We start from the raw sequence: 20,861 nt of genomic DNA, 5'->3' as shown, positions 1-20,861 counted from the left end.
CGTATACGTGATCCGTATGTACGGTGGTGTGGGAGGGGTGGAGTCGCGAGACTCCCCCCTATCCCGATCGGCCAGCATCCCGGCATTCCCCGCGCCCTCTGCTGTGCGGCGGGCAAGACGAATGGAATCACTCGGACGCAGGATGCGTCGCGAGATCGCGAGATCATGGGTGGATGATGGCGGATGGTGGGAGGCTCTTGTTCGCGAGGCGCCTCAACACACACGTCATCACTCCGGGGCGCAGCGCGAGTCCGGATCCATATGCCGCAGCAGAACTTATGAAACGAGATGGAGTGACCAGCATGCCTCACATGCCCGCTCTGGATTATGGATGCCGGGCTCGCGCTGCGCGCGCCCCGGCATGACGATGGAGCGAGGCCATGGCCCATCCCACCGCTGTCATGCCCCGCGCAGGCGGGCATCCAGTACGCCGCGGCTTTCGGTCGATCACTGCCGTCCCGGAATACTGGATCGCCCGGTCGAGCCGGGCGATGACGCCGAGCAGGAATTCTCAGCCAGGAAGGCCGCGCGAGGTCGTTGTCTCAAACGCGTCATCGTCTGCATCACAACAGCTTCGCGCTCACGAACAGCGTGCGCACGGCGTTGGTGGCCTGCACCGTCATGATCGCGTTGTCGGCCGCGGCCTGCAGCGCGGCCATGGCCTGGTCGTGCAGCGACTTGAACTCCATCCACTCGACGGCATTGAGGCTGGTGAGGAACTGATGGGCCTGCCCGACCGTCGAAATCACGACTGGCTTGCCGTTCACCTTGATGTTGAAGGTGGTACGCAGACGCGTTTCCGAGTTTGCGGGATCAATCATGGGGACCTTCCGGAAGATGCGACGGGCGTCACCGCCGAGGTCGCGCCGAGGCCCAGCAACAAAACGTCACTCGGTCTTTTGCGCGGTCCGCGTCGGGGTGCCAGCCTCAAGCCCGACGACGACAACGAGTCGGTTGAACTCGCCGTCATCATACGCCTTCAGGAAGCGATCGTAATTCTTGATCGAGACGCAGCCGTTCGAATCACCCTCCGGACCCAGCATATAGGGGTGGGTCAGCAATCCGCTCCGGCCCAGGGTCGATCCTTCCACCACGTTCATGCGCAGGGCGCGCACGCCGTGAAACGGTTTTTCGCGCGGCTTCAGGTCATAGGTGGCGGGCGGGGTCGCGCCAACCATGCGCTGATTGACGTGCTCGGGGTCGTCGCGCAGGCTGCCCATGCCGGAATGGGCCTCGAGCCCGATGCCGGACGGCAGATACACCATCCTGGCCTTGATGTCGTACACGGCGGTCTTGTCATAGCCGAGCGCGCCGAGATCGATCCCGGAGCGCACGATGCCGCTATCCGGACCGAGCGAGGCGAACTTGGTCGGGCTCGGCAACAGGTCAGACAGCTTCTGCAGGATGGAGCGATCGTCGACGCGTCCGACGGCTTCAGGCGCACTGGCCGAAACCAGGCTGGTCGGCAGGTTGGCGACGGACGGGCGCGGTCGCGGCAGCGGCACGCCCGGTGCAGGCATCGTGACGGTATTGCCCTCCGTCAGCATCGGCCGCCAATCGCTGTTGCTGGGGTCGCGTCCGCCCGAATCGCGCGCTTCCATGCCCTTGACCAGCGCGGCCCGGGCATCGAGCAGTTGGCGGTCGATCGCGCCGCGAAGGGCGAAACGGTCGAGCGCGCGAATCGCGTCTTTTTCCGAATAGGCCGTGGCCGAGGCAGAGGCCGGCGCGAAACGTGTCTCGAAGGTGATGGACGGCGCGCCGGCGGCCGGCAGCGCCGCGGTCGCAAGCGACGTCTCCTCGCTGTGGGCGCCGACCCATGCAGCCGCGCCCGCCGCGATCGCAAGTGCTGCAAGCACGAATGCGATCGCTTCGGAGCGCCCGAAGCGGCCTTGCGACAACAGAACGTCTACGCTTGCTTCACTGGAAGCCATCACGTCCCCGATATACCCCCTTTTTCGGACCACCCGGGAAAGGTGCCCGACCCCAAGGGGTACGATTCGACCCGTCATGACATAGGATGGCAAGAGTGCGGCATAATCTAGACAAACGCCAGCCCGGAGTGCCACGGCGCCCCAGGGGGGATCGGGCCGCCCTGGCGCCGCCATGTCTTCCCAGAACAAGAAATTACCTCGATCATTCAAATATTTGGAGCAGCCAATGAAGGCGGATTGTGATGCTCTCGGCCGATTTGTCGACGCACAGAATTCGATTTATTCGCGTGTGACCGCCGAACTTGCGGCCGGCGCCAAGCAAAGCCACTGGATGTGGTTCGTGTTTCCGCAGGTCGAAGGGCTCGGCCACTCCGCCATGGCCCAGCGCTACGCGATCCGCTCCCGTGCCGAGGCCGAGGCCTATCTGACGCATCCCCTGCTCGGCCCGCGACTGCTCGAATGCACCCGTCTGGTGCTCGCGGTGCAGGGCAAGTCGCTGCGCGACATTCTGGGTGTTCCGGACGATGCCAAATTCCGCTCCTGCATGACGCTGTTCGATTCGATCAGCCCGAACGGGATCTTCGCTCGGGCGCTCGATCGCTATTGCGACGGTGCGCGGGACCCGGCGACGCTGGCGTTTCTGCAGCACCGCACCGCATGAGCACACGGTTACCGCAGACGCCTACCTCGGCCTCATACGGCCGACACGGCAATGAACCAGCTCTGCCGTGCGGTCGGATTTCGGGTGACAAGCCCGAACAGGAAACTTGATCGCGCCAAGATTTGCGGCTCCCATCCGCCGCGTTGTTTGTCCCAAGGAGACACACTCATGAAGAAGTTTTTCCTGATTGCCGCGCTCGCGACCTTCGCCGCCGGATCTGCCTTCGCCCAAGACAGCTGCGAGACCAAGGCCGTCGGCAAGGACGGCAAGGCGCTCGCCGGCGCCGCCAAGACCTCGTTCATGAGGAAGTGCATGGCCGAGACCTGCGAGACCAAGGCGGTCGGCTCCGATGGCAAGAAGCTCGCTGGCGCGGCCAAGACCAGCTTCATGAAGAAGTGCGAGGCCGGCGGCTGACGCGCTGGCGGCTGACGACACTGGCGCCCCGCCATGATGCTTGGCGGGGCAAAGCCATGCCGGCAGCAAGCGGGCGCGCGCCGAGACCGCCCTGGCGGAGAGCGAGGAGCGTTACCGGACTCTGTTCAACTCGATCGATGAAGGCTTCTGCATCATCGAGTTCTTCGACGAGACGGTGGAGAGCTGAGGAGGACCGGCACGCTATTGAACCGAGTGGAACCCGCAGGACACCACTGCATGTCGCCCGCCCTGGCGAGCCCATGCGAGATCAACATGCTCACCGCATCCGCCCTGTTCTGGACCCGTGTCGCCGCCGGCATCTTCGGCTTTCTCGCCCTCAATTCCGGCTACGGACTCTGGCTCCAGCACAAGAAGACCCGCGGCGGGCGCAACTGGCCGGTCGTCGAGGGGGAGATCGTGGCCTCGGCGGTGTCTGTCGCGGCGACGCATCGGTCGGCAGATGACACCGATGCCAAGCCTGACATCCGCTACCGCTACGAGGTGTTGGGCAAGAGCTACGAAGGTCGCCGCATCCGTTTCGGCAGCCCGAGCCGGGTCACGCGCCTGCAAGCCAACGAGCTCGCCGGCAAATATCCGCAAGGCGCGAAGGTCCGCGTTTTTTACGATCCGAAACGCCCCTCGCAATCGGTGCTCGAGCCTACCAATGCCAGCGGCACGGTGGCGCTTGTGGTGCTGTTCGTCGTGCTGTCGGCCGTGACCGCCGTGTTGGTGGCGCATTCGCTCGCCGGCAAGGTGCTCACGACCGAGGCTGGCGTGCCGTTGTTCGCCTTCCTGATGCCGTTCGCCCTGTTCGGCTTCGGAGCCGTCGCACTCGCCTCCTACTGGAAGCTGCGGCAGGAGCGCCTGGCGAGCCGCTCCTGGCCGACTGCGCCGGGGCGCATCACGCGCTCCGGCGTGACGATGGAGATCACACGACGTGAGGACGATCGCGGACGAGAAACGGAAGAGGAGCGTTTCCGGGTCACGATCGAATACAGCTACACGGTGGATGGTCGCTCTTTCCACAGCACGCATTGGAACTGGGGCTGGACCGCGCTGCATTCCGACAGGTCGAGCGCTGAAGCCGTCGCCGCCCAATATCCGGTCAACACCGACGTCACCGTCTACTACGATCCGATACAACCCGAGACGGCCGTGCTCGATCCCACAAACAAGAGCGGCGTCGCGGCGCCGCTCTGGGTCGGCATCTTCCTGATCGCGATCGGCGCGCTGTTCCTGTTCGTCTTCACCCACGTCCAGATGAGCTAGCCGGGGATGATGCGAACAAAGCGCAAGCAGAGCACGAGCGACGAGTATGGCCGCGTCGTCAGCTGCGCAGGCCCGGCGCTTCGTGGCCGCTGCGGGCGACATACTCGGTATAGCCGCCGCCATACTGATGGAGACCGTCAGGGGTCAGCTCGAGCACGCGGTTGGAGAGCGCGGCGAGGAAATGGCGGTCGTGCGAGACGAACAGCATGGTGCCCTCGAAGCTCGACAGGGCCGCGATCAGCATCTCCTTGGTCGCCATGTCCAGATGGTTGGTCGGCTCGTCCAGCACCAGCAAGTTCGGCGGATCGTAGAGCATCTTCGCCATCACGAGCCGCGCCTTCTCGCCCCCCGACAGCACCCGACATCTCTTTTCGACATCGTCGCCGGAGAAGCCGAAGCAGCCGGCCAGCGCCCGCAGCGAGCCTTGACCAGCTTGCGGAAACGAATGCTCGAGCGACTCGAACACGGTCTCGTCGCCGTCCAGCAGGTCCATCGCATGCTGGGCGAAGTAGCCCATCTTGACGCTGCCCCCGATCGCCACCGAGCCGTCATCGGGCTCGGCGGTGCCGGCAACCAGCTTCAGCAAAGTCGACTTGCCGGCGCCGTTGACGCCCATCACGCACCAGCGCTCGCGGCGCCGGATCATGAAGTCCAGCCCGTCGTAGATGCGGCGGCTGCCATAGCTCTTGGACACGTTCTTCAGCGCCACCACATCCTCGCCCGAGCGCGGCGCGGGCAGAAAGTCGAACGCCACGGTCTGGCGCCGCTTCGGCGGCTCGACCCGCTCGATCTTGTCGAGCTTCTTGACCCTGCTCTGCACCTGCGCCGCGTGCGAGGCCCGCGCCTTGAAACGCTCGATGAACTTGATCTCCTTGGCGAGCATCGCCTGCTGGCGCTCATATTGCGCCTGCTGCTGCTTCTCGTTCAGCGCCCGCTGCTGCTCATAGAAGTCGTAGTCGCCGGAATAGGTCGTGAGCTGGCCGGCGTCGATCTCGATCACCTTGTTGATGATGCGGTTGATGAACTCGCGGTCGTGCGAGGTCATCAGCAGCGCGCCCTCGTAGCCCTTGAGGAAATGCTCCAGCCAGATCAGGCTCTCGAGATCGAGATGGTTGGACGGCTCGTCGAGCAGCATCACGTCGGGCCGCATCAGGAGAATGCGCGCCAGCGCGACGCGCATCTTCCAGCCGCCGGACAACAGGCCGACATCCTTGTCCATCATCTCCTCGGAGAAGCCGAGGCCAGCCAGCGCCTCGCGGGCGCGGCTGTCGAGCGCGTAGCCGTCGAGCTCCTCGAACCGCGCCAAGACCTCGCCATAGCGCGCGATGATCTCGTCCATCTCGCCGGCGCGGTCCGGATCGGCCATGCCGGCCTCGAGCTCCTTGAGCTCGGCCGCCACCGACGACACCGGCCCGGCGCCGTCCATGACCTCCGCCACCGCGCTGCGACCGGACATCTCGCCGACATCCTGGTTGAAATAGCCGATCGAGACGCCGCGATCGATCGAGACCTGCCCCTCGTCGGGCTGCTCGCGGCCTGAGATCATCCGGAACAGCGTCGTCTTGCCGGCCCCGTTCGGGCCGACCAGTCCGATCTTCTCCCCCTTCTGGAGGGCGGCGGAGGCTTCGATGAAGAGAATCTGGTGGCCGACTTGCTTGGAGACGTTATCGAGGCGGATCATGAGGGCTCAGGCGATGGACAGGTTGCCGCCGCTCTTAGTCGATGCGCGCCGCCGGTGGAAGGCGCAATTTTGCAGCGCAACTCACGCCTCGAGCGGAGCCGGTCAGCGGCCTTGAGGCCGAAAATCCTGGTTGCCGAACGGCTTGTCGGTCGGAATGCGGATCGCGACGTAGCCCCGATCCATCGACGCGTGGCATGCGTTGCATCCCGACGTCAATTCGGTCACGGCGGAAGCGAAGCGCTTGCCATCCTTGGTAGCGATGGCGTCCGAGATCGACTGGATCGGCTGGCCGAGCGTGGTGACGTTGTCCACCGGCAGGCCTGAATAGAAGACCGCAGCGTCAGTCAGGCTCTGCCTCAACTGGGCGAGCTCATAGGACGCGAGATCCCAATTCTTGGACTGTCCCGCGAACCAGAGCTTCGCGTGTCTGACCTGAATCAGATTCATGATGTCGCCAAGCCGCGGCAGATATTGTTCTGCATTTGACTGCGACTGCGCTGCAGCCAGGGAGATGGCCGAACAGGCGACCAGAACGCCTGAAACCCACTTGCGATAGCTCATTCCATGCCCCGCTTCCAAACAAACCGCTACGGGAAGACATACCGCTGCGATCGAAACCGGACTTGCGATTGATCAAGGCCAAGGCCGCCTCCGATCGTTCGAGCCCGCCAGACGAATGATCCGCCGAAGCGGCTGCCTCGGCGGATCATCATATCAGCCCCCGGCCCCGGGGTTTGTGTTCGGCGTCTTAGGCTGCGGCTTTCGCGCCGGTCGGAACCATCGCGATCGTCTTCAGGACCTGAGACGCGATCTGGTAGGGGTCGCCCTGGGAGTTCGGACGGCGGTCTTCCAGATAGCCCTTATAGGCGTTGTTGACGAAGGAATGCGGCACGCGAATCGAGGCGCCGCGGTCGGCCACACCCCAGCTGAAGGTGTCGATCGAGGCGGTCTCGTGCTTGCCGGTCAGGCGCATGTGGTTGTCCGGACCGTACACCGCGATGTGGTCGGCACGAGCTTCCTTGAAGGCGTCCATCAGCTTCTCGAAATACTCCTTGCCGCCGACTTCGCGCATGTACTTGGTCGAGAAGTTGCAATGCATGCCCGAACCGTTCCAGTCGGTGTCGCCGAGCGGCTTGCAGTGGAACTCGATGTCGATGCCGTACTTTTCGGTCAGGCGCAGCATCAGGTAGCGGGCCATCCACATCTGGTCGGCAGCCGTGCGCGAGCCCTTGCCAAACACCTGGAATTCCCACTGGCCCTTCGCCACCTCGGCGTTGATGCCTTCGTGGTTGATGCCGGCCGCGAGGCAGAGGTCGAGATGCTCTTCGACGATCTTGCGGGCGACGTCGCCGACGTTCTTGAAGCCAACGCCGGTGTAGTACGGGCCCTGCGGGGCCGGATAGCCGTATTCCGGGAAACCGAGCGGACGGCCGTCCTTATAGAAGAAGTACTCCTGCTCAAAGCCGAACCACGCGTCTGGATCGTCCAGGATGGTGGCGCGGGCGTTCGACGGATGCGGGGTCTTGCCGTCCGGCATCATCACTTCGCACATCACCAGCACACCGTTGGTGCGGGCGGCGTCGGGATACACGGCAACCGGCTTCAACACGCAGTCGGAGCTATGGCCTTCGGCCTGCATCGTCGACGAGCCGTCGAAGCCCCAAAGAGGCAGCTGTTCCAGGGTCGGAAAAGAGGAAAATTCCTTGATCTGTGTCTTGCCGCGCAAATTCGGCACCGGCTTGTAGCCGTCGAGCCAGATGTACTCGAGCTTGTATTTCGTCATTGAGCCTCTCTGTCTTATCGAAAGGTGGGAGCCCAGCAATCGAAGGCTCCCCGCTTACCCGGCCACGATCGGCCAGCGCACTCTTAAGCATGGAACGTGCCAAATCCCGCGACGTCCCGTCGCATGGACGGAGACCAATCGGGGCGGAGCCGGCGGCGGATTTTGCACGTCAGGGGTGCGGCAAAGCAGCGCGACCGGGATTGCACGGAGCGCATGGCGGAGAAAAGAGCCTGTCGAAAACCCGCTTGATTCCTTAGCATTTGCGGCGATGCGCAAGAGAGGCCGAACAAGCCGTCAGCACCTCCCGGACATTTTCGAAAAGACTTGAGCTCCACTTCGCAACCTTTGGTCCAGCCCAAGTGTTGCTCAGCGGCGCGTTGCTGCGGAGGGAGCACAAGAAAAAATGCCTGCAAAACGCGCAACATGTGATTTCGTTTTGATCATGTTGCATTCCCTCCGGGCAGCACTGATATCGAGACTGGTCACCACAAGAGAACGAGTCGGGCGCAACCTGATGTGTGGCCCGCTGGAAGGAGACTGAGGAATGGACACAAATGTGGACGAGGGATCCGCCAGGATCTACCAATTTCCGCGCGGAGGGCGAGCGGGTCTTGCGCCCCGCCAATCCGGATCATCGCCCGCGCCGCTGATCGCGCCGTCGATCCAGCCGACGATCTATAGCGGCAGCTGGTATCATGACGAGGCGATCCAGGAAGCCAAGCCGGCGTGGGATCGCTGATGTCAGACCGTACCGTGACGCCATCACGCCTTTGCTGAAGGGTCGGACCGACAAGGTTCCGGCCCTTTTTCTTGCGCTGCCGTCTGCATGTCTCTCGCCGCTGCTGACGGTCGCCGGCGGACTCGACCTGCCGGGTCAAACAAGCCGCCGTCGTGACCCGTTTCATGGTCTTCCCTGTCCTGTCGAAGGGCTGTGCCTGCGGCGTCGCGTCCGTCGATGAAACGGCGTTTCACATCGAAGCCCGCGTCCCCTAGAACAAGACGATGTCCGCCTATCCACTTCGCCATCTCGGCCTTCACGGCGCCAGCAACTTCAGAGATCTCGGCGGATATCCCAGCAGGGATGGCCGGCACGTGCGATGGCGGCGGCTGTTTCGGTCGAACCATCTCGGACAGCTGACCGAGCCCGACGTCGCGGTCCTGCGGGAGCTCGGCATTCGCGCAGCGTTCGATTTACGCGGTCGCAACGAGCGCGCGGCCGGCCTCTGCACGATCGCCGAGATCACCGTGCACTCCGAGCCGATCGAGCCGAGCGTCGTGCCGGCGCTGCGGGCCCTGGCGACACGAGGACAGCTCACGACCGACCATGCCTTGGAGCTGATGCGCGAGTCCTACCGCAACTACATCCGCAACTACACGCCGCGCTTCCGCGCGCTGTTCCAGCATGTTCTCAATGAGGACGTCCCGTTGGTGATCCATTGCACGGCCGGCAAGGACCGCACCGGTGTGGCCTGCGCGCTGGTCCTACACGCGCTCGACGTTGCGGATGACGTCATCCTGGAAGACTACCTGCTCACGAACCAGCTCTATCGTCGCGAGACCGCGGCTCACCCAGATCTTCCCGCTGATGTCGTCCAGACGATCGGGATGGTCCAGGCGTCGTTCCTCGCAGCTGCGTTCGACGCCATGCGTGATGATTTCGGCGACGTCGACACCTACCTGCGCGACGGTCTCGGCATCGACGACGCAGCGCGGAAGACGTTACAGGAGCGCTATCTCACGCCGTAAGTCGGTGTGGCGCGAATACGCTTGAGCCCGATCAGGCCGCTTCGATATCGGCTGTCTCGGCGGCTTCCATCGCGTCGAGATCGGCAATCACCTCCTCGAATGCGGAAATCGCCTGCTGAACCGCCGCGATCTGCATCAATTCCCAACCGGTCACCGGACCTGCCCGGTTCTGCAGGGCGACCACCAGATCCCGCCGCTGCTCCTTCAGTTGCACCAGCGGCAAACCATGGTCCGGCAGATGTCTCATCATGTCAAAGCTCCAACGCCCCTCAAGCGGCATAGCGACAGGCTAGCGGGCTGCGCTGGCAATCCACTTACGAAAGTCCGGCAAATTTTATCGATCAGGCCAGCGCAACCGGCGCCGTCAGGATGGCGCTGGCCAAAACGTCGCTGATCTTCGCGGTGGCGGCTTCGCTCACATGCAAGCGGTCACCGTGCCCGTCGTCGAGCGCCGACAACGGAATCTGGCCGGCCTCATACCAGCTCTTCATCAAATTCCAGCGCCCGAAGAGGTTGACGTTGGCCGCAGACGTGACCTTCTCGATCCGTCGCTGAATGTCCTCGGCACGCGCCAGCCTGTTCGGCACCGTCACGATCGCAGCCGTGTATTGCAGGTCGATCACGATGACGTCGATGGCCAGCGCCGCCAGCCATCGAACGCCGACGCGCAGCGCTGCCTCGACGTCATCGGGACTGTAGACCTCGGGTCTGTAGGCGGCGTTGGTGCCGACCTGCCAGATGACGAGCGAGGGCTGCTCCGCAATCACGTCGCATTCGAAGCGCGAGAGCTGGTCCGGGGATTCCTGTCCGCCCACACCCCGATTGAGGACGTCGATCATGCAGCCGAAATTGGCCTTGCGCAGCGACTGCTCGATCCGGGCCGGAAAAGCGATGATTCCGTTGGTGCCCGCGGTGGAAGATGAGCCCAGCGCCACGATCCGGGTCTTGCGCTGCGCATCCAGACTCTGTCTGAAACGTCTGATCGGACGAGGAAAACTGGTGGGGACGTCAGGAAATTCGAGAGAGCCTGTTGCGGTCATGGTCACCTCTGACGAACCACGCCTTCTGATTGCAATTCCATGCCCCGGCCGCCCGGCCATTGCAACTCATCGGCAGGATCATAGTATAGCAAGCGGCGCTGTGGGGCGCGTCAACGGAGACCAGGGACGGAATGAACGGAGCAGTGATTGTCATAACGGGTGCGCAAGGGGCGCTCGGGCGCAGCGTGGCCGATCTCGCGCTCGCACGGGGCGCACATGTGGCCGGGATCGACCATGCCCAGGCCGAAATCCCGGCGAGTGACGACCGCATCGAGCTCGGAGGCGTCGATCTCTCCGACCCCGAGCAGGCAAAGGTCGCGATCGACTCCGTCGCCGCCCACTTCGGCACTCTGGATGCGCTGATCAACATCGCCGGCGCGTTCGCGTTCGAGACGACCGCCGATGGCGACGATTCCGTCTGGGAGACGATGCATGCGCGAAACCTGATGACCGCGCTGCACGCATCGCGCGCGGCTATACCGCATCTCGTCCGCTCCAGCACGGGCCGCATCGTCAACATCGGGGCCATGGGCGCGCTCCAGGCCAGTGCCGGCATGGGCCCCTATGCGGCCTCCAAGTCGGGAGTGCATCGCCTGACGGAAGCGCTCGCGGCCGAATGGAAGGGCAAGATCACCGTCAACGCCGTCCTGCCGTCGACGATCGATACGCCGGCCAACCGCGCCAGCATGCCCAAGGCCGATTTCGACAAATGGGTGACGCCGCAGGAACTCGCAGAGGTCATTCTGTTTCTAGCCAGCGACGCCGCGAGCGGTGTGACCGGCGCACTGATACCGGTTATCGGCCGGGTGTAGCGAAGCCAGCCGGTCACCCCGACTTGGCGCTGACATCACGGGACTCGGCGGGCTAGACTCGCGCGCGCTCTGAGTCGCACACATCGGACGGCCCCTTGGAAACCGCGCTCTACCTTCCCGTCAAACGCTTCCTCGAAAACCTCGGCTTCTCGGTCAAAGGGGAAGTCGGCGGCTGTGACGTGGTGGCGCTCAAGGGCGACGACCCGCCGGTGGTGGTCGTCTGCGAGCTGAAGCAGGTCTTCAACTTGGAACTGCTGCTGCAGGCGGTCGACCGGGCCGGTGCCTGCGACGAGGTCTGGATCGCGGCGAAGCTGTCGGCACGCGGCAAGGGCCGCGAGAGCGACGCACGCTATCGCAATCTGTGCCGCCGGCTCGGCTTCGGCATGCTGACCGTGACCTCAGCCGGAGACATCGAAGTGCTGGTGCAGCCGCCCATCACCGCGCCGCGCAAGAATCCCAAGAAGCGTTCGCGTCTTGTGATCGAGCATCAGCGGCGCAAGGGCGACCCCGTCGCGGGCGGCTCGACCCGCGCACCCATCATGACGGCCTATCGGCAGCAGGCGCTGGCCTGCGCTTCGGCGCTGTCGGACGGGCCGAGACGCGTCCGCGACCTCCGCGCGGACATTCCGGATGCGCCGAAGATCTTGCAGCGTAACGTCTATGGCTGGTTCGACCGCGCCGAGCGCGGCGTCTATGTCCTCACGAAAGCCGGGCTCGCGGCCTTGCGCCGCTGGCCCCAGGATATCCACATGACGCAGGCAGCGTTGCCCGATCGCGACATGGTGAACGCATAGCTGGGCTGCCTCGCGGAATATATATTGCAATGCAACAATCCTGCTTCTAGGTATCCGGGACGATTCACGAGGCCCCCATGAGCGAAGATTGGAACACCAAGTACGGTCCGCGTCGCGTCAGGCGTGATCCCCCGACTCTGGAGGAGGCGATCTTCGCTGCGTCAGGGATCACCGACGACGTCCAGGCCCAGGCCGAGATCGCGTCGGCGCTGATGGGTCTGCCGCTCGAGCAGGTGCTCCCTGAGGTCAAGAAGGCAGTCCGCGTTGCCGCGCGCACCAACACGCGCGTCATCACGGCCGATCAGGGCACGCAGCAGCGTGCCGTCGTGGTCGAGCGCCGTACCGTGCGCCGCTTCAATTTCGACAAGCGCACCGGCACCTGAACGCCGCCCTCCGGGGCGCATCGGCCAATGCAATCAAACGAAAGGCGCGGCAGCGGTGATCGCTGTCGCGCCTTTGTCGTCGCAGCAACGGCTCGGCTCAGGCGGCGCGCTTGTCGCCGTACATCCGGGTCACGAGCTTCCAGCAGGCGCGATTGAGGGTAAAGAACGCCCGCGCTGCCGCGATGGGTGCTTCGATCACGAGCTTCGCCAGCTCATCCTGGGGCTGCTCAGTCAGATCGATCGTGCCGGTCGATTCGCCGTGACGGAACGCCAGATGCGCACCGAACTTGGCTGCCAGCGCCCGCATCGCATGGTTCTGCGATCCGGTCGTCACGCGAAGCTTGCGATAGCCCTTCCACCGCGCCTCCGAGATCACGCGCTGGAATAGCAGGCTGCCGACCCCACGGCGACGCACGCAAGCCTCCACGCTGAACGCAATCTCCGGAAGCCCGTCCTCGGACTGCTCCGGCGGATGCAACTCGGCGGCGCCGCGCACCAGGCCGTTTTCCATGTAGGCGACGACGATCGTGCCGTCGGCCGCACAGCGGGCCGCGTAGCGTTCGATGAAACTGTCATCGAGGAAGCCGTTGAATCGATCGTGCCGGCTTTCCGCATCGAGCCGCAACAGATGATCGCGCAGCAACGGCAGTTCCTCGTGCTGGCTGAGCGTCCGCGCATAGCCGAAGCCCGGCCGGGGACGAAAAGTATCTACCTGTGACACTGCCTGAGACTCCTCTCGAGAGCCCTCGCACAGACGTCTTTCCCTAGACAGGAGCTATATTGTGCATCGCAACATTCATTTCAAGCCCCATGCTCTACGGAGAGAACATGCGGCCATGCAAGGATCGCGTGAGTTAACGATTCGTTTGTGTACGAATCATCACAGCACGAGCTGAGTCTGGGTCACGATCGCGACCAGACGCCCGTCCTCGGTTTCCACCCGGGTCTGCCATACCTGGGTGCGGCGGCCGCGATGCACGGGCGTGGCGGTTGCCGTCACCACAGTCCCCTCCTTGGCGCCGCCGATGAAGTTGGTCTTGCTCTCGATCGTCGTGGTGCCCTTGGCATCCTGCGGCAGGTTGATCACGGTCGCGGCCGCGCCGACCGAATCCGCAAGCGCCATGACCGCGCCGCCATGGATGGTGTGATGCAGGGTGCAGAGATCCGGCCGCACCTGCATCTGCGCCACGACGCGATCGGCACTGGCCTCGGTGAAGGTGACACCCTTCAGGTCCGCGAACGGCATCTTCATCGCATTGATCTTGTCGAGTGGCGTCATGCCTTCCCTCCCCCGTTTGATCGGACGACCCGTCTTCGCGGGTCAGCGCCGCATCTGGATGCGCCGGGCTTCGAACCCGAAGCAATGACCTGAAAGGTCATTGCTTCAGTCCGATCGTACCGCCGCTCAGCTCAGGCCTTCTCGACCCCGCACCACTCCGCGATAAACAACGCCATGGTCTTGGTGACCTGGCGCAGCGAGTCGAGCTCGACATATTCGTTGAAGCCGTGCATCGCGGCGCCGGTCGCGCCGAAGCAGAGGCTGGGGATGTTGTAGTTGAGCCCGTAGAAGCGGGTATCCGTCAGCGCCGTGAAGACGAGATCCTGGACCTCGCCGCCGTAGACGGCGGTGAATGCCTTGCCGAACGCCGCCTCCGGCTCGGCCGAATTGGTCAACTCGTAGCCTTCGGACAGGAAGCCCGACCACTCGACGACCGGCGGATTGTTGGAGAGAAAGCGATGATCGCGCGAAGCCGCGGCGACGCAGGCGAGGATCTCGTTCTGGCAGTCCTTGACCGACCAGCCCGGCAGGATGGCGATGCGGCAATCGACGTCGCACCAGGCCGGCACGCTCGAGGCCCAGTCGCCGCCTTTGATGATGCCCGGATTGAAGTTGATCGGATGATTGAGCGTCTTGAAATGACGGTCGCTCTTGGCGCGCTTGTTCCAGTCCGCCTCGAGCTTCTCCAACGCATGGATCAGATGATAGCTCGCCTGGATCGCATTGGCGCCGACGCCGGCCTCGAACACATGCGCCGGGAAGCCGCGCACCTTCAGGCGGAACCAGATCACGCCCACCTGAGAACGCACCATCTTGCCGCTGGTCGGCTCCGGGATGAAGCAGGCATCCGCGCGGTAGCCGCGCTGCAGGGTCGACAGCGCGCCGACGCCGGTGCTCTCCTCCTCGATGACGGATTGGATGTGAATGCGCGCCGTCGGCTTGAAGCCGGCAGCCTTGATGGCATCGAGCGCATAGAGCGCGCCGATGGTGCCGGACTTCATATCGCAGGCGCCGCGGCCATACATCCGGCCGTCGCGGATCACCGGCGAGAACGGCGGCGTCTCCCACATATCGAGCGGACCGGCCGGCACCACGTCGCAATGCCCCTGCAGGATCAGCGACCGCCCGGCCGACGTCGCCGGCCGGTAGGTTCCGACCACGCTGCGTGCTCTCGAGAAATCGTGCTCGATCGGGCCGTAGCCGCGCATCTCCTTGAGATCGTCCAGATCGATGTGCCAGTCGTCGACCTCGTAGCCGCGCGAGCGCAGGAGATCGCTGAACATGTCCTGGCACGGCCCTTCGGCGCCGCGGGTCGAGGGGATGGCGACGAAGTCGCTCGTGGTCGCAAGCTGCCGGTCGAAGTCGGCATCGACGGCGTCGACGATGCGCTGCGTAATGTCCTGGGTGATCATGCCTGTCGAGGTTCCAATTACCGATGACTGCAGCAAATCACAATCTCATGCAGAGTTGCACCGGATTCGCCGCTGCTTTCAGAATCGCAAGGCCGCCCGTACATTCGCGCATACGAAAATGACCGCAACATACTTTGGAATTTGGCATGTCGGATCACCGCAATATCCTTTATTTCCTCCTCGGCATTCTCAGCGCGGCGATCATCGTGCTCGGCTACAATTTCTATCAGGCCAAGAAGCAGCCGGAGGGTGTCCAGATCAATATCGGGCCCAACGGCCTGAAGATCGAAGGAAAGTGATGCGTTCTCAAATCTCCTCGTTCGCGAATGTCGCAGCCCGCCCTCTCGGCGTCCTCGGTCTCTTGCTTTTGGTTGCCGCACCCGCGCAGGCGCAATATGTCGGGCGCGAGCAGGACGTCACCGATCTCCGGCTTGGCCAGCGCGTCCTGGTCGATGACGGCACCTGCCCCGCTGGCCAGGTGAAGGAGGTCTCCGGCTCCAAGATGGCCGAAACCGGTATTGTCCGCACCACGAAATGCGTGCCGCGCTTCGGGCCGAAGAAGAAGTAGCTGATCTCGTTTGATGCGGCTCTCGCCGCCGACCTCCGGCGCGTGACCTTCCGCACAGTCCCGTAGCCGCGCATCGATGATGCTCCTGCCCGTGGACAAGCGGGGACGCAGCATGTCGATGTCAGCGGTGCAGGATCACGGCTTCTTCGAACCGGCCGACCGGCCGCAGCCGGTCAAGGCCGATTTCAGCCGCTACGCCCTGCTCGGCTATCTCTCGGTGGCGCTGGTGTTCGGCGGCTTCGGCGTATGGGCCGCCTATGCCCCCCTCGATCGCGCGGCGATCGCACCGGGCACCGTGTCCGTCTCCGGCGATCACAAGGTGGTTCAGCACCGTGAAGGCGGAATCATCCGGGACATCCTGGCCAAGGAGACTCACGCCGTGCATCGCGGCGACCTGCTGTTCCGGCTGCAGCCGACCGAGGCCCAGGCCAACACCGACCTCCTGCGCAAGCAGATGGACGCGGCGCTGGCCGAGGAGGCGCGCCTGCTCGCCGAGCGCGGCAATGCGCGGATGATCACGTTTCCCGACGCGCTGCTCAACCGCCAGAACGTGCCGGAGGCGGCGCTTGCCATCGCCGACCAGCAGCGGCTGTTCGTCGAGCGCCGCAATGGCCTGATCAGCCAGATCAACATCCTCAACTCGCAGATCGCCCAGCAGCAGCAGGAGCTCGCCGGCCGCGACCGCCAGCGCGCCGCGCTCTCCGCGCAGCTCGCAAGCTTCGAGACGCAGATGAACAACGTGCGCCCGGCGGTCGCCGCAGGCTACTATCCGCGCAACAAGTTCCTCGAACTGGAACGCGAGCGCGCCCGCGTCGAAGGCGATCTCGGCCAGGCGCAGGCCGACGTGGCGCGGCTGACGCAGACGGCGGCGCAGACGCGCCTGCAGATCGATCAGGCGCTGCAGAAATATCTGACCGAAGTCGGCCAGCAACTCGACGGCACCCGTGCCAAGCTGTCGGACCTGCGCGAGAAGCTCGTCATCGCCGAGGACGTGCTGCGCCGGGTCGACATCCGCGCCGAGCGCGACGGCATCGTCATGAACATGAAAGTCCACACCGTGGGCGCCGTCGTGAAGCCCGGCGATACGCTCGCCGAGATCGTCCCGGTCGGCGAAGGCGTCGACGTGATGGCGCACGTCTCGCCGCGCGACATCGAGAGCGTCGCCATCGGCCAGAGGGCCGAGGTGCGCTTCTCCAATTTCTCCTCGCGCACGACGCCGACGATCTTCGGCAAGGTCTCGAGCGTCTCGGCGGATGCGATGTCGGACGAGGCGAACAAGCAGAGCTACTACTCGGCGCGGGTCGTGATCGACTATTCGACCATCCCGCCCGAGATCGCCGAGAAGATTCTGCCGGGCATGCAGGCCGACGTCATCATCTCCACGGGAGAGCGCACCGTGCTCGAATATCTGGTCGGGCCGCTGCTCAACACGCTCGCCAAGACGTTCCGTGAGAAATGAGCCGAGAGCACCTAGGCCGACGGCACCGGTGGCGCGCCCGCGACGACAGAAAGGTCGCGGGCACGCCGCACGCCGATGGCGTCCAGCTCGCTGCCCTGCTCCGGATCGGCAAGCCTCTCACGTGTCGCTCCATCCAGATCAGCAAGGCCGGCAGCTGTCGCTACGCCCCCGGACATCGCGAGCTGCCAACCTCTGGTCTCCGCCAATTCAGCCAGACGCGCCGGCCACTCCGTCCCGAGCCCGAGCACAGCCACCTGCGATGTGCGTCCAAAGGTCAGTTGCCCGACGACGATGTCGCCAAGGTGAGCACCAATCGTCAACTCGACGGGCCGACCGATCTCCGCGGCGATCTTTTCGTTGACGCGGTCCATGACCACGTCCATGGCGCCGATCGCCTGCAGCGCATCGCGGCAGCCTTGTTCTGCTCCCTGCTCCTCACCGAAGACGGCGAGGACGCCATTGCCGAGGAAGCGGTCGATGCGCCCGGAATGGGCTTCGATCGCCCTGCCAATGGCGCCGAAGATCTCGTTCATCATGAACCCGAGGTCGGAGGGCAGCCGGTCGCGCGCAATGGTGGCAACCGGACGGACGCGGACGTGGACCAGGCATACCGCACGGCGCTCGGCGGGAAGGTGGTCGACGAGGGGCGCCCTCTCCGCTTGATCGCCGCCGAGGAGACGCGTGATCGTCAGCGGCGCCGCCGGACGAATCTGGCAGGCCAGCCGCACATTCGCCGGAGCCGCCAAGTCGGCGAGCATGACGCGCTCCGCGTGGCCGGGCGGCGCCAGCGTCTCCGCACCTTCATCAACCCGGACGCTGCAAAGACCGCAGCGGGCACGGCCGCCGCAGTCGGACCGCTGCGAGAGCTCGTTGCTGCCGATGATCTCCAGCAGCGTCGGACCGACCGCGGCCCGCACCGTCGCGCCACCCGTGAAGGCAATGACGATCTTCGGCGACGCGAGCGACGCGACGTAGCGGAACACGATGATCGTCACGCCTGCAACGAGCAGCGCGACGACTGCGATCTGCGCCGAAATTTGCAGCAAGGCGATCCACCTCCCGTCGAGTTCGCTCGGCCAATGGGTGACCTGGCGCATCTGCTCGGCCATGCCGGGATTGCCGAGCAACGCGGCGACGGCGCGCCCGGACACCACGAAACCCATCAGCGCCGCCATCGGCACCGCGACGGCGAGGACAAACAGCAGCGGCTGGACGAGGCGGTACCAGCTCCGGAATTTCAGCCAGTGATGCAGGCCGACGCAGCCGTGGATCCAGACCAGCAGCAGCAGCGCGGTCTGAATCCAGGCCGCCTTGGGCCACATCAACGCCAGCGCATAGAGGTAGCCATCCTGAACGCCAAACAGCGCATGAGCGATGTGGGTCTCGATGACGTGCGGCAGCAACAATAGCGGGATCGCAAATCCCGTGGCGATCTGAACAAACTCCCACGAGGACAGCCGCCACGTGCCGCGCTGAACCGTCTTGACGAAAGCAAGCACGGCATGCGCGAGCAATGCCGCCGCCAGCACGATCATCCCCGGCCACGATCGGGTGACGACCAGCCGCCATTCCTGCACCTCGTCCATCGCCTCGAGGCTGAACAGACCCACCGCATGGTTGAGAAAATGCGTCGCGGCGAACGCAAACAGGACGAGGCCCGACACGAGCCGGATGTTCTGGGACGTTACGGCAGGCATGAGGTCACTGTGATTCAGGCAAGCTGCGAAATCTGAGCACGGCTGATCCATCCGGTAGCGGCTGCAACCGGCCAACTCAAGCGCTGGCAGATCAGCCTCAAGCTATGTGAGGTCAATCACGGTCGACGACGGGCGCCCCAGGCGAAGTTCTCCAGCACCATCGCAAGGGGATCCGACATGACGAGCACCACCCGAAGCCCGCTGGGAACCGCGCTCCGCGCCTGCTTTCCCGCGCTCACCGCGACCTTCGTGCTCAGCCTCTTCATCAATGCGAGCATGCTCGCCTCGCCCCTCTATTCCATGCAGGTCTACGACCGCGTCCTCACCAGCCGCAATCTCGGCACGCTGGTCATGCTGACGCTCATCGTCGGTGTCTTCCTGGTGCTGTATGGCGTCCTCGAATTCGCCCGTTCCGGCGTTCTGGCCCGGGCCGGCGTGCAGTTCGAAGGCACGCTGCGCCACCCGCTGTTCGAGACGATGATGAAGGCGGAGCTGTCGCCGCGGCATCGCTTCGGCCAGCAGATCATCCGTGACGCCGAGACCATCCGCGACTGCATCTCCAGCGGCACCGCCGCCATCGCCTGCGATCTGCCGTGGACCCCGGTGTTCGTCGCGCTGTGCTTTCTGCAGCACGCTTATCTCGGCATCCTCTCGCTGCTCGGCGCGATCGTGCTGTTCTCGCTGGCGCTGCTCACCGAATTCTACACGCGCGCCAGCGTCGAGCGCACCAACGCGCTGGCCAACGAGGCCTCGCGTTTCGTCGCGGCGGCGCTGCGCAACGGCGAGGTCGTGCGCGGCCTCGGCATGGGCGACATCGTCATGGACCGCTGGAGTTGCCGCCAGTCGGCGATGGTCGAAGCCCACAGCACCCTCGTCGAGCGTGGCGCGGCGATGCATTCCGTCACCAAGTTCGCGCGCATGGCGGTGCAGACCTCGCTGCTGTGCATCGGCGCCTGGCTCGCGATCGAGCAGCAGATCTCGCCCGGCGCGATGATGGCGACGTCGATCATCATGGGCCGCGCGCTTGCTCCGGTCGAGCAGGTCGTCGGCCAGTGGAAGCGCATCATCGCATTCCGCTCCGCCTATCGCAGGCTGGAGGAGCTGTTCCAGGCGCTGCCGGTCACGGCTGCACCGACGGCGCTGCCGACGCCGCGCGGCGAGATCGACGTCGAGAACGCCGTGGTGTGGCCGCCGGCGGCTGGCCGCCCCTCGGTCAAGGGCGTCAGCTTTTCGCTCAAGGCCGGCGAGAGCCTCGCGATCGTCGGCGCCTCCGCCAGCGGCAAGTCGAGCATGGCGCGCGCCATGGCCGGGGTCTGGCCGCTGCGCGAAGGCGTGATCCGTATCGACGGTGCCGCCTACAGCCAGTGGGACCCAAACCGGCTTGGCAAGCATATCGGCTACCTGCCACAGGACATCGAACTGTTCTCAGGCACCGTCGCCGACAACATCGCCCGGCTCGCGAAGGTGGATGAGGCCGCCGTCGTCGCTGCCGCCAAGGCCGCCGGCGCGCATGAGGTCATCCTGCGCCTGCCCAACGGCTACGACACGCCGATCGGTGAAGGCGGCGTGGCGTTGTCCGGCGGCATGCGGCAGCGCGTCGGCCTCGCCCGCGCGCTGTACGGCAATCCGCGGCTCCTGATCCTCGACGAGCCGAACTCGAACCTCGACGAGGACGGCGAGCGGGCGCTGGCGCAGGCCATGGCCCAGGCGAAGGCCGCCGGCCGAACCGTGATCGTCGTCACGCACCGTCCGCAGCTTCTGGCGCATGTTGACCGCATCATGGTGATGGCCTTCGGCAAGACGCTGGCATGCGGCCCGCGCGACGAGGTGATCGCCAAGATGCGCGGCCAGCGTGTCGTCGTCGCCCACGACCGGGCGACGGCCAGCGCCGCGGCCTGAACGGACCCCAATGCAGATCGCACACCGCAAGGA

General features: G+C 64.8%; 24 protein-coding genes. 13 read left to right on the top strand and 11 right to left on the bottom strand.

Features of this window, described 5'->3' with window-relative positions; all coding sequences use genetic code 11:
* Positions 1–563: 563 nt before the first annotated feature.
* Complete coding sequence (locus QX124_RS27745) at positions 564–821, bottom strand: hypothetical protein (protein ID WP_315712312.1); 258 nt, start codon at positions 819–821, stop codon at positions 564–566.
* A 66-nt stretch (positions 822–887) separates the two neighbouring features.
* Positions 888–1,931 carry a DUF2778 domain-containing protein gene (locus QX124_RS27740; protein ID WP_315798838.1) on the bottom strand — a complete coding sequence of 348 codons (1,044 nt, stop codon included), beginning with the start codon at positions 1,929–1,931 and terminating at the stop codon, positions 888–890.
* 226 nt (positions 1,932–2,157) lie between these two features.
* Here QX124_RS27740 and QX124_RS27735 point away from each other — a divergent pair, with 226 nt between their 5' ends.
* The 4 genes from QX124_RS27735 to QX124_RS27720 all read left to right on the top strand — a co-directional run bounded on the left by QX124_RS27735 (position 2,158) and on the right by QX124_RS27720 (position 4,275).
* Positions 2,158–2,592, top strand: a complete 435-nt coding sequence (locus QX124_RS27735; RefSeq protein WP_315741132.1) for a DUF1810 domain-containing protein — start codon at positions 2,158–2,160, stop codon at positions 2,590–2,592.
* Between the two features lie 168 nt (positions 2,593–2,760).
* On the top strand, positions 2,761–3,006 hold the full coding sequence (locus QX124_RS27730) for a hypothetical protein (RefSeq protein WP_315798835.1): 246 nt from the start codon (positions 2,761–2,763) through the stop codon (positions 3,004–3,006).
* A 40-nt stretch (positions 3,007–3,046) separates the two neighbouring features.
* Entirely contained in the window at positions 3,047–3,193 is a 147-nt protein-coding gene (locus QX124_RS27725; RefSeq protein ID WP_315798834.1) for a hypothetical protein, read from the top strand.
* Between the two features lie 86 nt (positions 3,194–3,279).
* Positions 3,280–4,275, top strand: coding sequence for a DUF3592 domain-containing protein (locus tag QX124_RS27720; protein ID WP_315798833.1), 996 nt, complete (start codon positions 3,280–3,282; stop codon positions 4,273–4,275).
* A 58-nt stretch (positions 4,276–4,333) separates the two neighbouring features.
* Here the strand turns inward: QX124_RS27720 and QX124_RS27715 are convergent, their stop codons facing one another.
* The 3 genes from QX124_RS27715 to QX124_RS27705 form a co-directional block, all read right to left on the bottom strand.
* Positions 4,334–5,956 carry an ABC-F family ATP-binding cassette domain-containing protein gene (locus QX124_RS27715; RefSeq protein WP_315798832.1) on the bottom strand — a complete coding sequence of 541 codons (1,623 nt, stop codon included), beginning with the start codon at positions 5,954–5,956 and terminating at the stop codon, positions 4,334–4,336.
* A 102-nt stretch (positions 5,957–6,058) separates the two neighbouring features.
* Positions 6,059–6,517, bottom strand: coding sequence for a hypothetical protein (locus tag QX124_RS27710; RefSeq protein WP_315780638.1), 459 nt, complete (start codon positions 6,515–6,517; stop codon positions 6,059–6,061).
* Positions 6,518–6,704: 187 nt separating this feature from the next.
* Positions 6,705–7,739, bottom strand: coding sequence for a glutamine synthetase beta-grasp domain-containing protein (locus QX124_RS27705; protein WP_315712320.1), 1,035 nt, complete (start codon positions 7,737–7,739; stop codon positions 6,705–6,707).
* Between the two features lie 544 nt (positions 7,740–8,283).
* On the opposite strand from QX124_RS27705, the gene QX124_RS27700 reads away from it, so the two are divergent.
* Positions 8,284–8,478 carry a DUF2735 domain-containing protein gene (locus QX124_RS27700; RefSeq protein ID WP_315741128.1) on the top strand — a complete coding sequence of 65 codons (195 nt, stop codon included), beginning with the start codon at positions 8,284–8,286 and terminating at the stop codon, positions 8,476–8,478.
* Between the two features lie 263 nt (positions 8,479–8,741).
* Positions 8,742–9,485, top strand: a complete 744-nt coding sequence (locus QX124_RS27695) for a tyrosine-protein phosphatase (RefSeq protein ID WP_315798831.1) — start codon at positions 8,742–8,744, stop codon at positions 9,483–9,485.
* A 31-nt stretch (positions 9,486–9,516) separates the two neighbouring features.
* Here QX124_RS27695 and QX124_RS27690 read toward each other — a convergent pair whose 3' ends face one another.
* Positions 9,517–9,735 (bottom strand): hypothetical protein, encoded by a 219-nt coding sequence (locus QX124_RS27690; protein WP_012044361.1) that lies wholly within the window; start codon positions 9,733–9,735, stop codon positions 9,517–9,519.
* Positions 9,736–9,826: 91 nt separating this feature from the next.
* A complete protein-coding gene (locus QX124_RS27685) occupies positions 9,827–10,585 on the bottom strand; it encodes an SGNH/GDSL hydrolase family protein (RefSeq protein ID WP_315774581.1) in 759 nt (252 codons plus the stop codon).
* 71 nt (positions 10,586–10,656) lie between these two features.
* On the opposite strand from QX124_RS27685, the gene QX124_RS27680 reads away from it, so the two are divergent.
* The 3 genes from QX124_RS27680 (at position 10,657) to QX124_RS27670 (ending at position 12,514) form a co-directional block, all read left to right on the top strand.
* On the top strand, positions 10,657–11,337 hold the full coding sequence (locus tag QX124_RS27680) for an SDR family oxidoreductase (protein WP_315755694.1): 681 nt from the start codon (positions 10,657–10,659) through the stop codon (positions 11,335–11,337).
* A 95-nt stretch (positions 11,338–11,432) separates the two neighbouring features.
* Entirely contained in the window at positions 11,433–12,131 is a 699-nt protein-coding gene (locus tag QX124_RS27675) for a DUF2161 domain-containing phosphodiesterase (protein WP_315798830.1), read from the top strand.
* Positions 12,132–12,208: 77 nt separating this feature from the next.
* Complete coding sequence (locus QX124_RS27670; protein ID WP_172109527.1) at positions 12,209–12,514, top strand: hypothetical protein; 306 nt, start codon at positions 12,209–12,211, stop codon at positions 12,512–12,514.
* Positions 12,515–12,611: 97 nt separating this feature from the next.
* Here the strand turns inward: QX124_RS27670 and QX124_RS27665 are convergent, their stop codons facing one another.
* From QX124_RS27665 to QX124_RS27655, 3 genes are all read right to left on the bottom strand, one after another.
* Entirely contained in the window at positions 12,612–13,268 is a 657-nt protein-coding gene (locus QX124_RS27665; protein WP_409997760.1) for an N-acetyltransferase family protein, read from the bottom strand.
* 126 nt (positions 13,269–13,394) lie between these two features.
* On the bottom strand, positions 13,395–13,793 hold the full coding sequence (locus QX124_RS27660; protein ID WP_315741123.1) for a PaaI family thioesterase: 399 nt from the start codon (positions 13,791–13,793) through the stop codon (positions 13,395–13,397).
* 131 nt (positions 13,794–13,924) lie between these two features.
* Positions 13,925–15,205, bottom strand: coding sequence for an ArgE/DapE family deacylase (locus QX124_RS27655; protein WP_315798828.1), 1,281 nt, complete (start codon positions 15,203–15,205; stop codon positions 13,925–13,927).
* Positions 15,206–15,351: 146 nt separating this feature from the next.
* Here QX124_RS27655 and QX124_RS27650 point away from each other — a divergent pair, with 146 nt between their 5' ends.
* The 3 genes from QX124_RS27650 (at position 15,352) to QX124_RS27640 (ending at position 17,232) form a co-directional block, all read left to right on the top strand.
* Positions 15,352–15,504, top strand: a complete 153-nt coding sequence (locus QX124_RS27650; RefSeq protein ID WP_315712328.1) for a hypothetical protein — start codon at positions 15,352–15,354, stop codon at positions 15,502–15,504.
* Positions 15,504–15,773: a DUF6719 family protein gene (locus QX124_RS27645; RefSeq protein WP_315772245.1), complete on the top strand. Its 270-nt coding sequence runs from the start codon at positions 15,504–15,506 to the stop codon at positions 15,771–15,773. The genes QX124_RS27650 and QX124_RS27645 overlap by 1 nt, the downstream gene beginning before the upstream one ends.
* A 112-nt stretch (positions 15,774–15,885) precedes the next feature.
* The gene (locus QX124_RS27640) at positions 15,886–17,232 is read left to right on the top strand and encodes an HlyD family type I secretion periplasmic adaptor subunit (RefSeq protein WP_315798827.1); all 1,347 of its coding nucleotides are present in this window, start codon (positions 15,886–15,888) and stop codon (positions 17,230–17,232) included.
* A gap of 11 nt (positions 17,233–17,243) precedes the next feature.
* Here QX124_RS27640 and QX124_RS27635 read toward each other — a convergent pair whose 3' ends face one another.
* Complete coding sequence (locus tag QX124_RS27635; protein ID WP_315798826.1) at positions 17,244–18,929, bottom strand: adenylate/guanylate cyclase domain-containing protein; 1,686 nt, start codon at positions 18,927–18,929, stop codon at positions 17,244–17,246.
* 177 nt (positions 18,930–19,106) lie between these two features.
* On the opposite strand from QX124_RS27635, the gene QX124_RS27630 reads away from it, so the two are divergent.
* Complete coding sequence (locus QX124_RS27630; RefSeq protein WP_315798825.1) at positions 19,107–20,828, top strand: type I secretion system permease/ATPase; 1,722 nt, start codon at positions 19,107–19,109, stop codon at positions 20,826–20,828.
* Positions 20,829–20,861: the final 33 nt, after the last annotated feature.

The organism is Bradyrhizobium sp. SZCCHNRI3043 (assembly GCF_032377735.1).
Taxonomy (GTDB): domain Bacteria; phylum Pseudomonadota; class Alphaproteobacteria; order Rhizobiales; family Xanthobacteraceae; genus Bradyrhizobium.
This window is presented reverse-complemented; position numbering and strand designations above follow the sequence as displayed.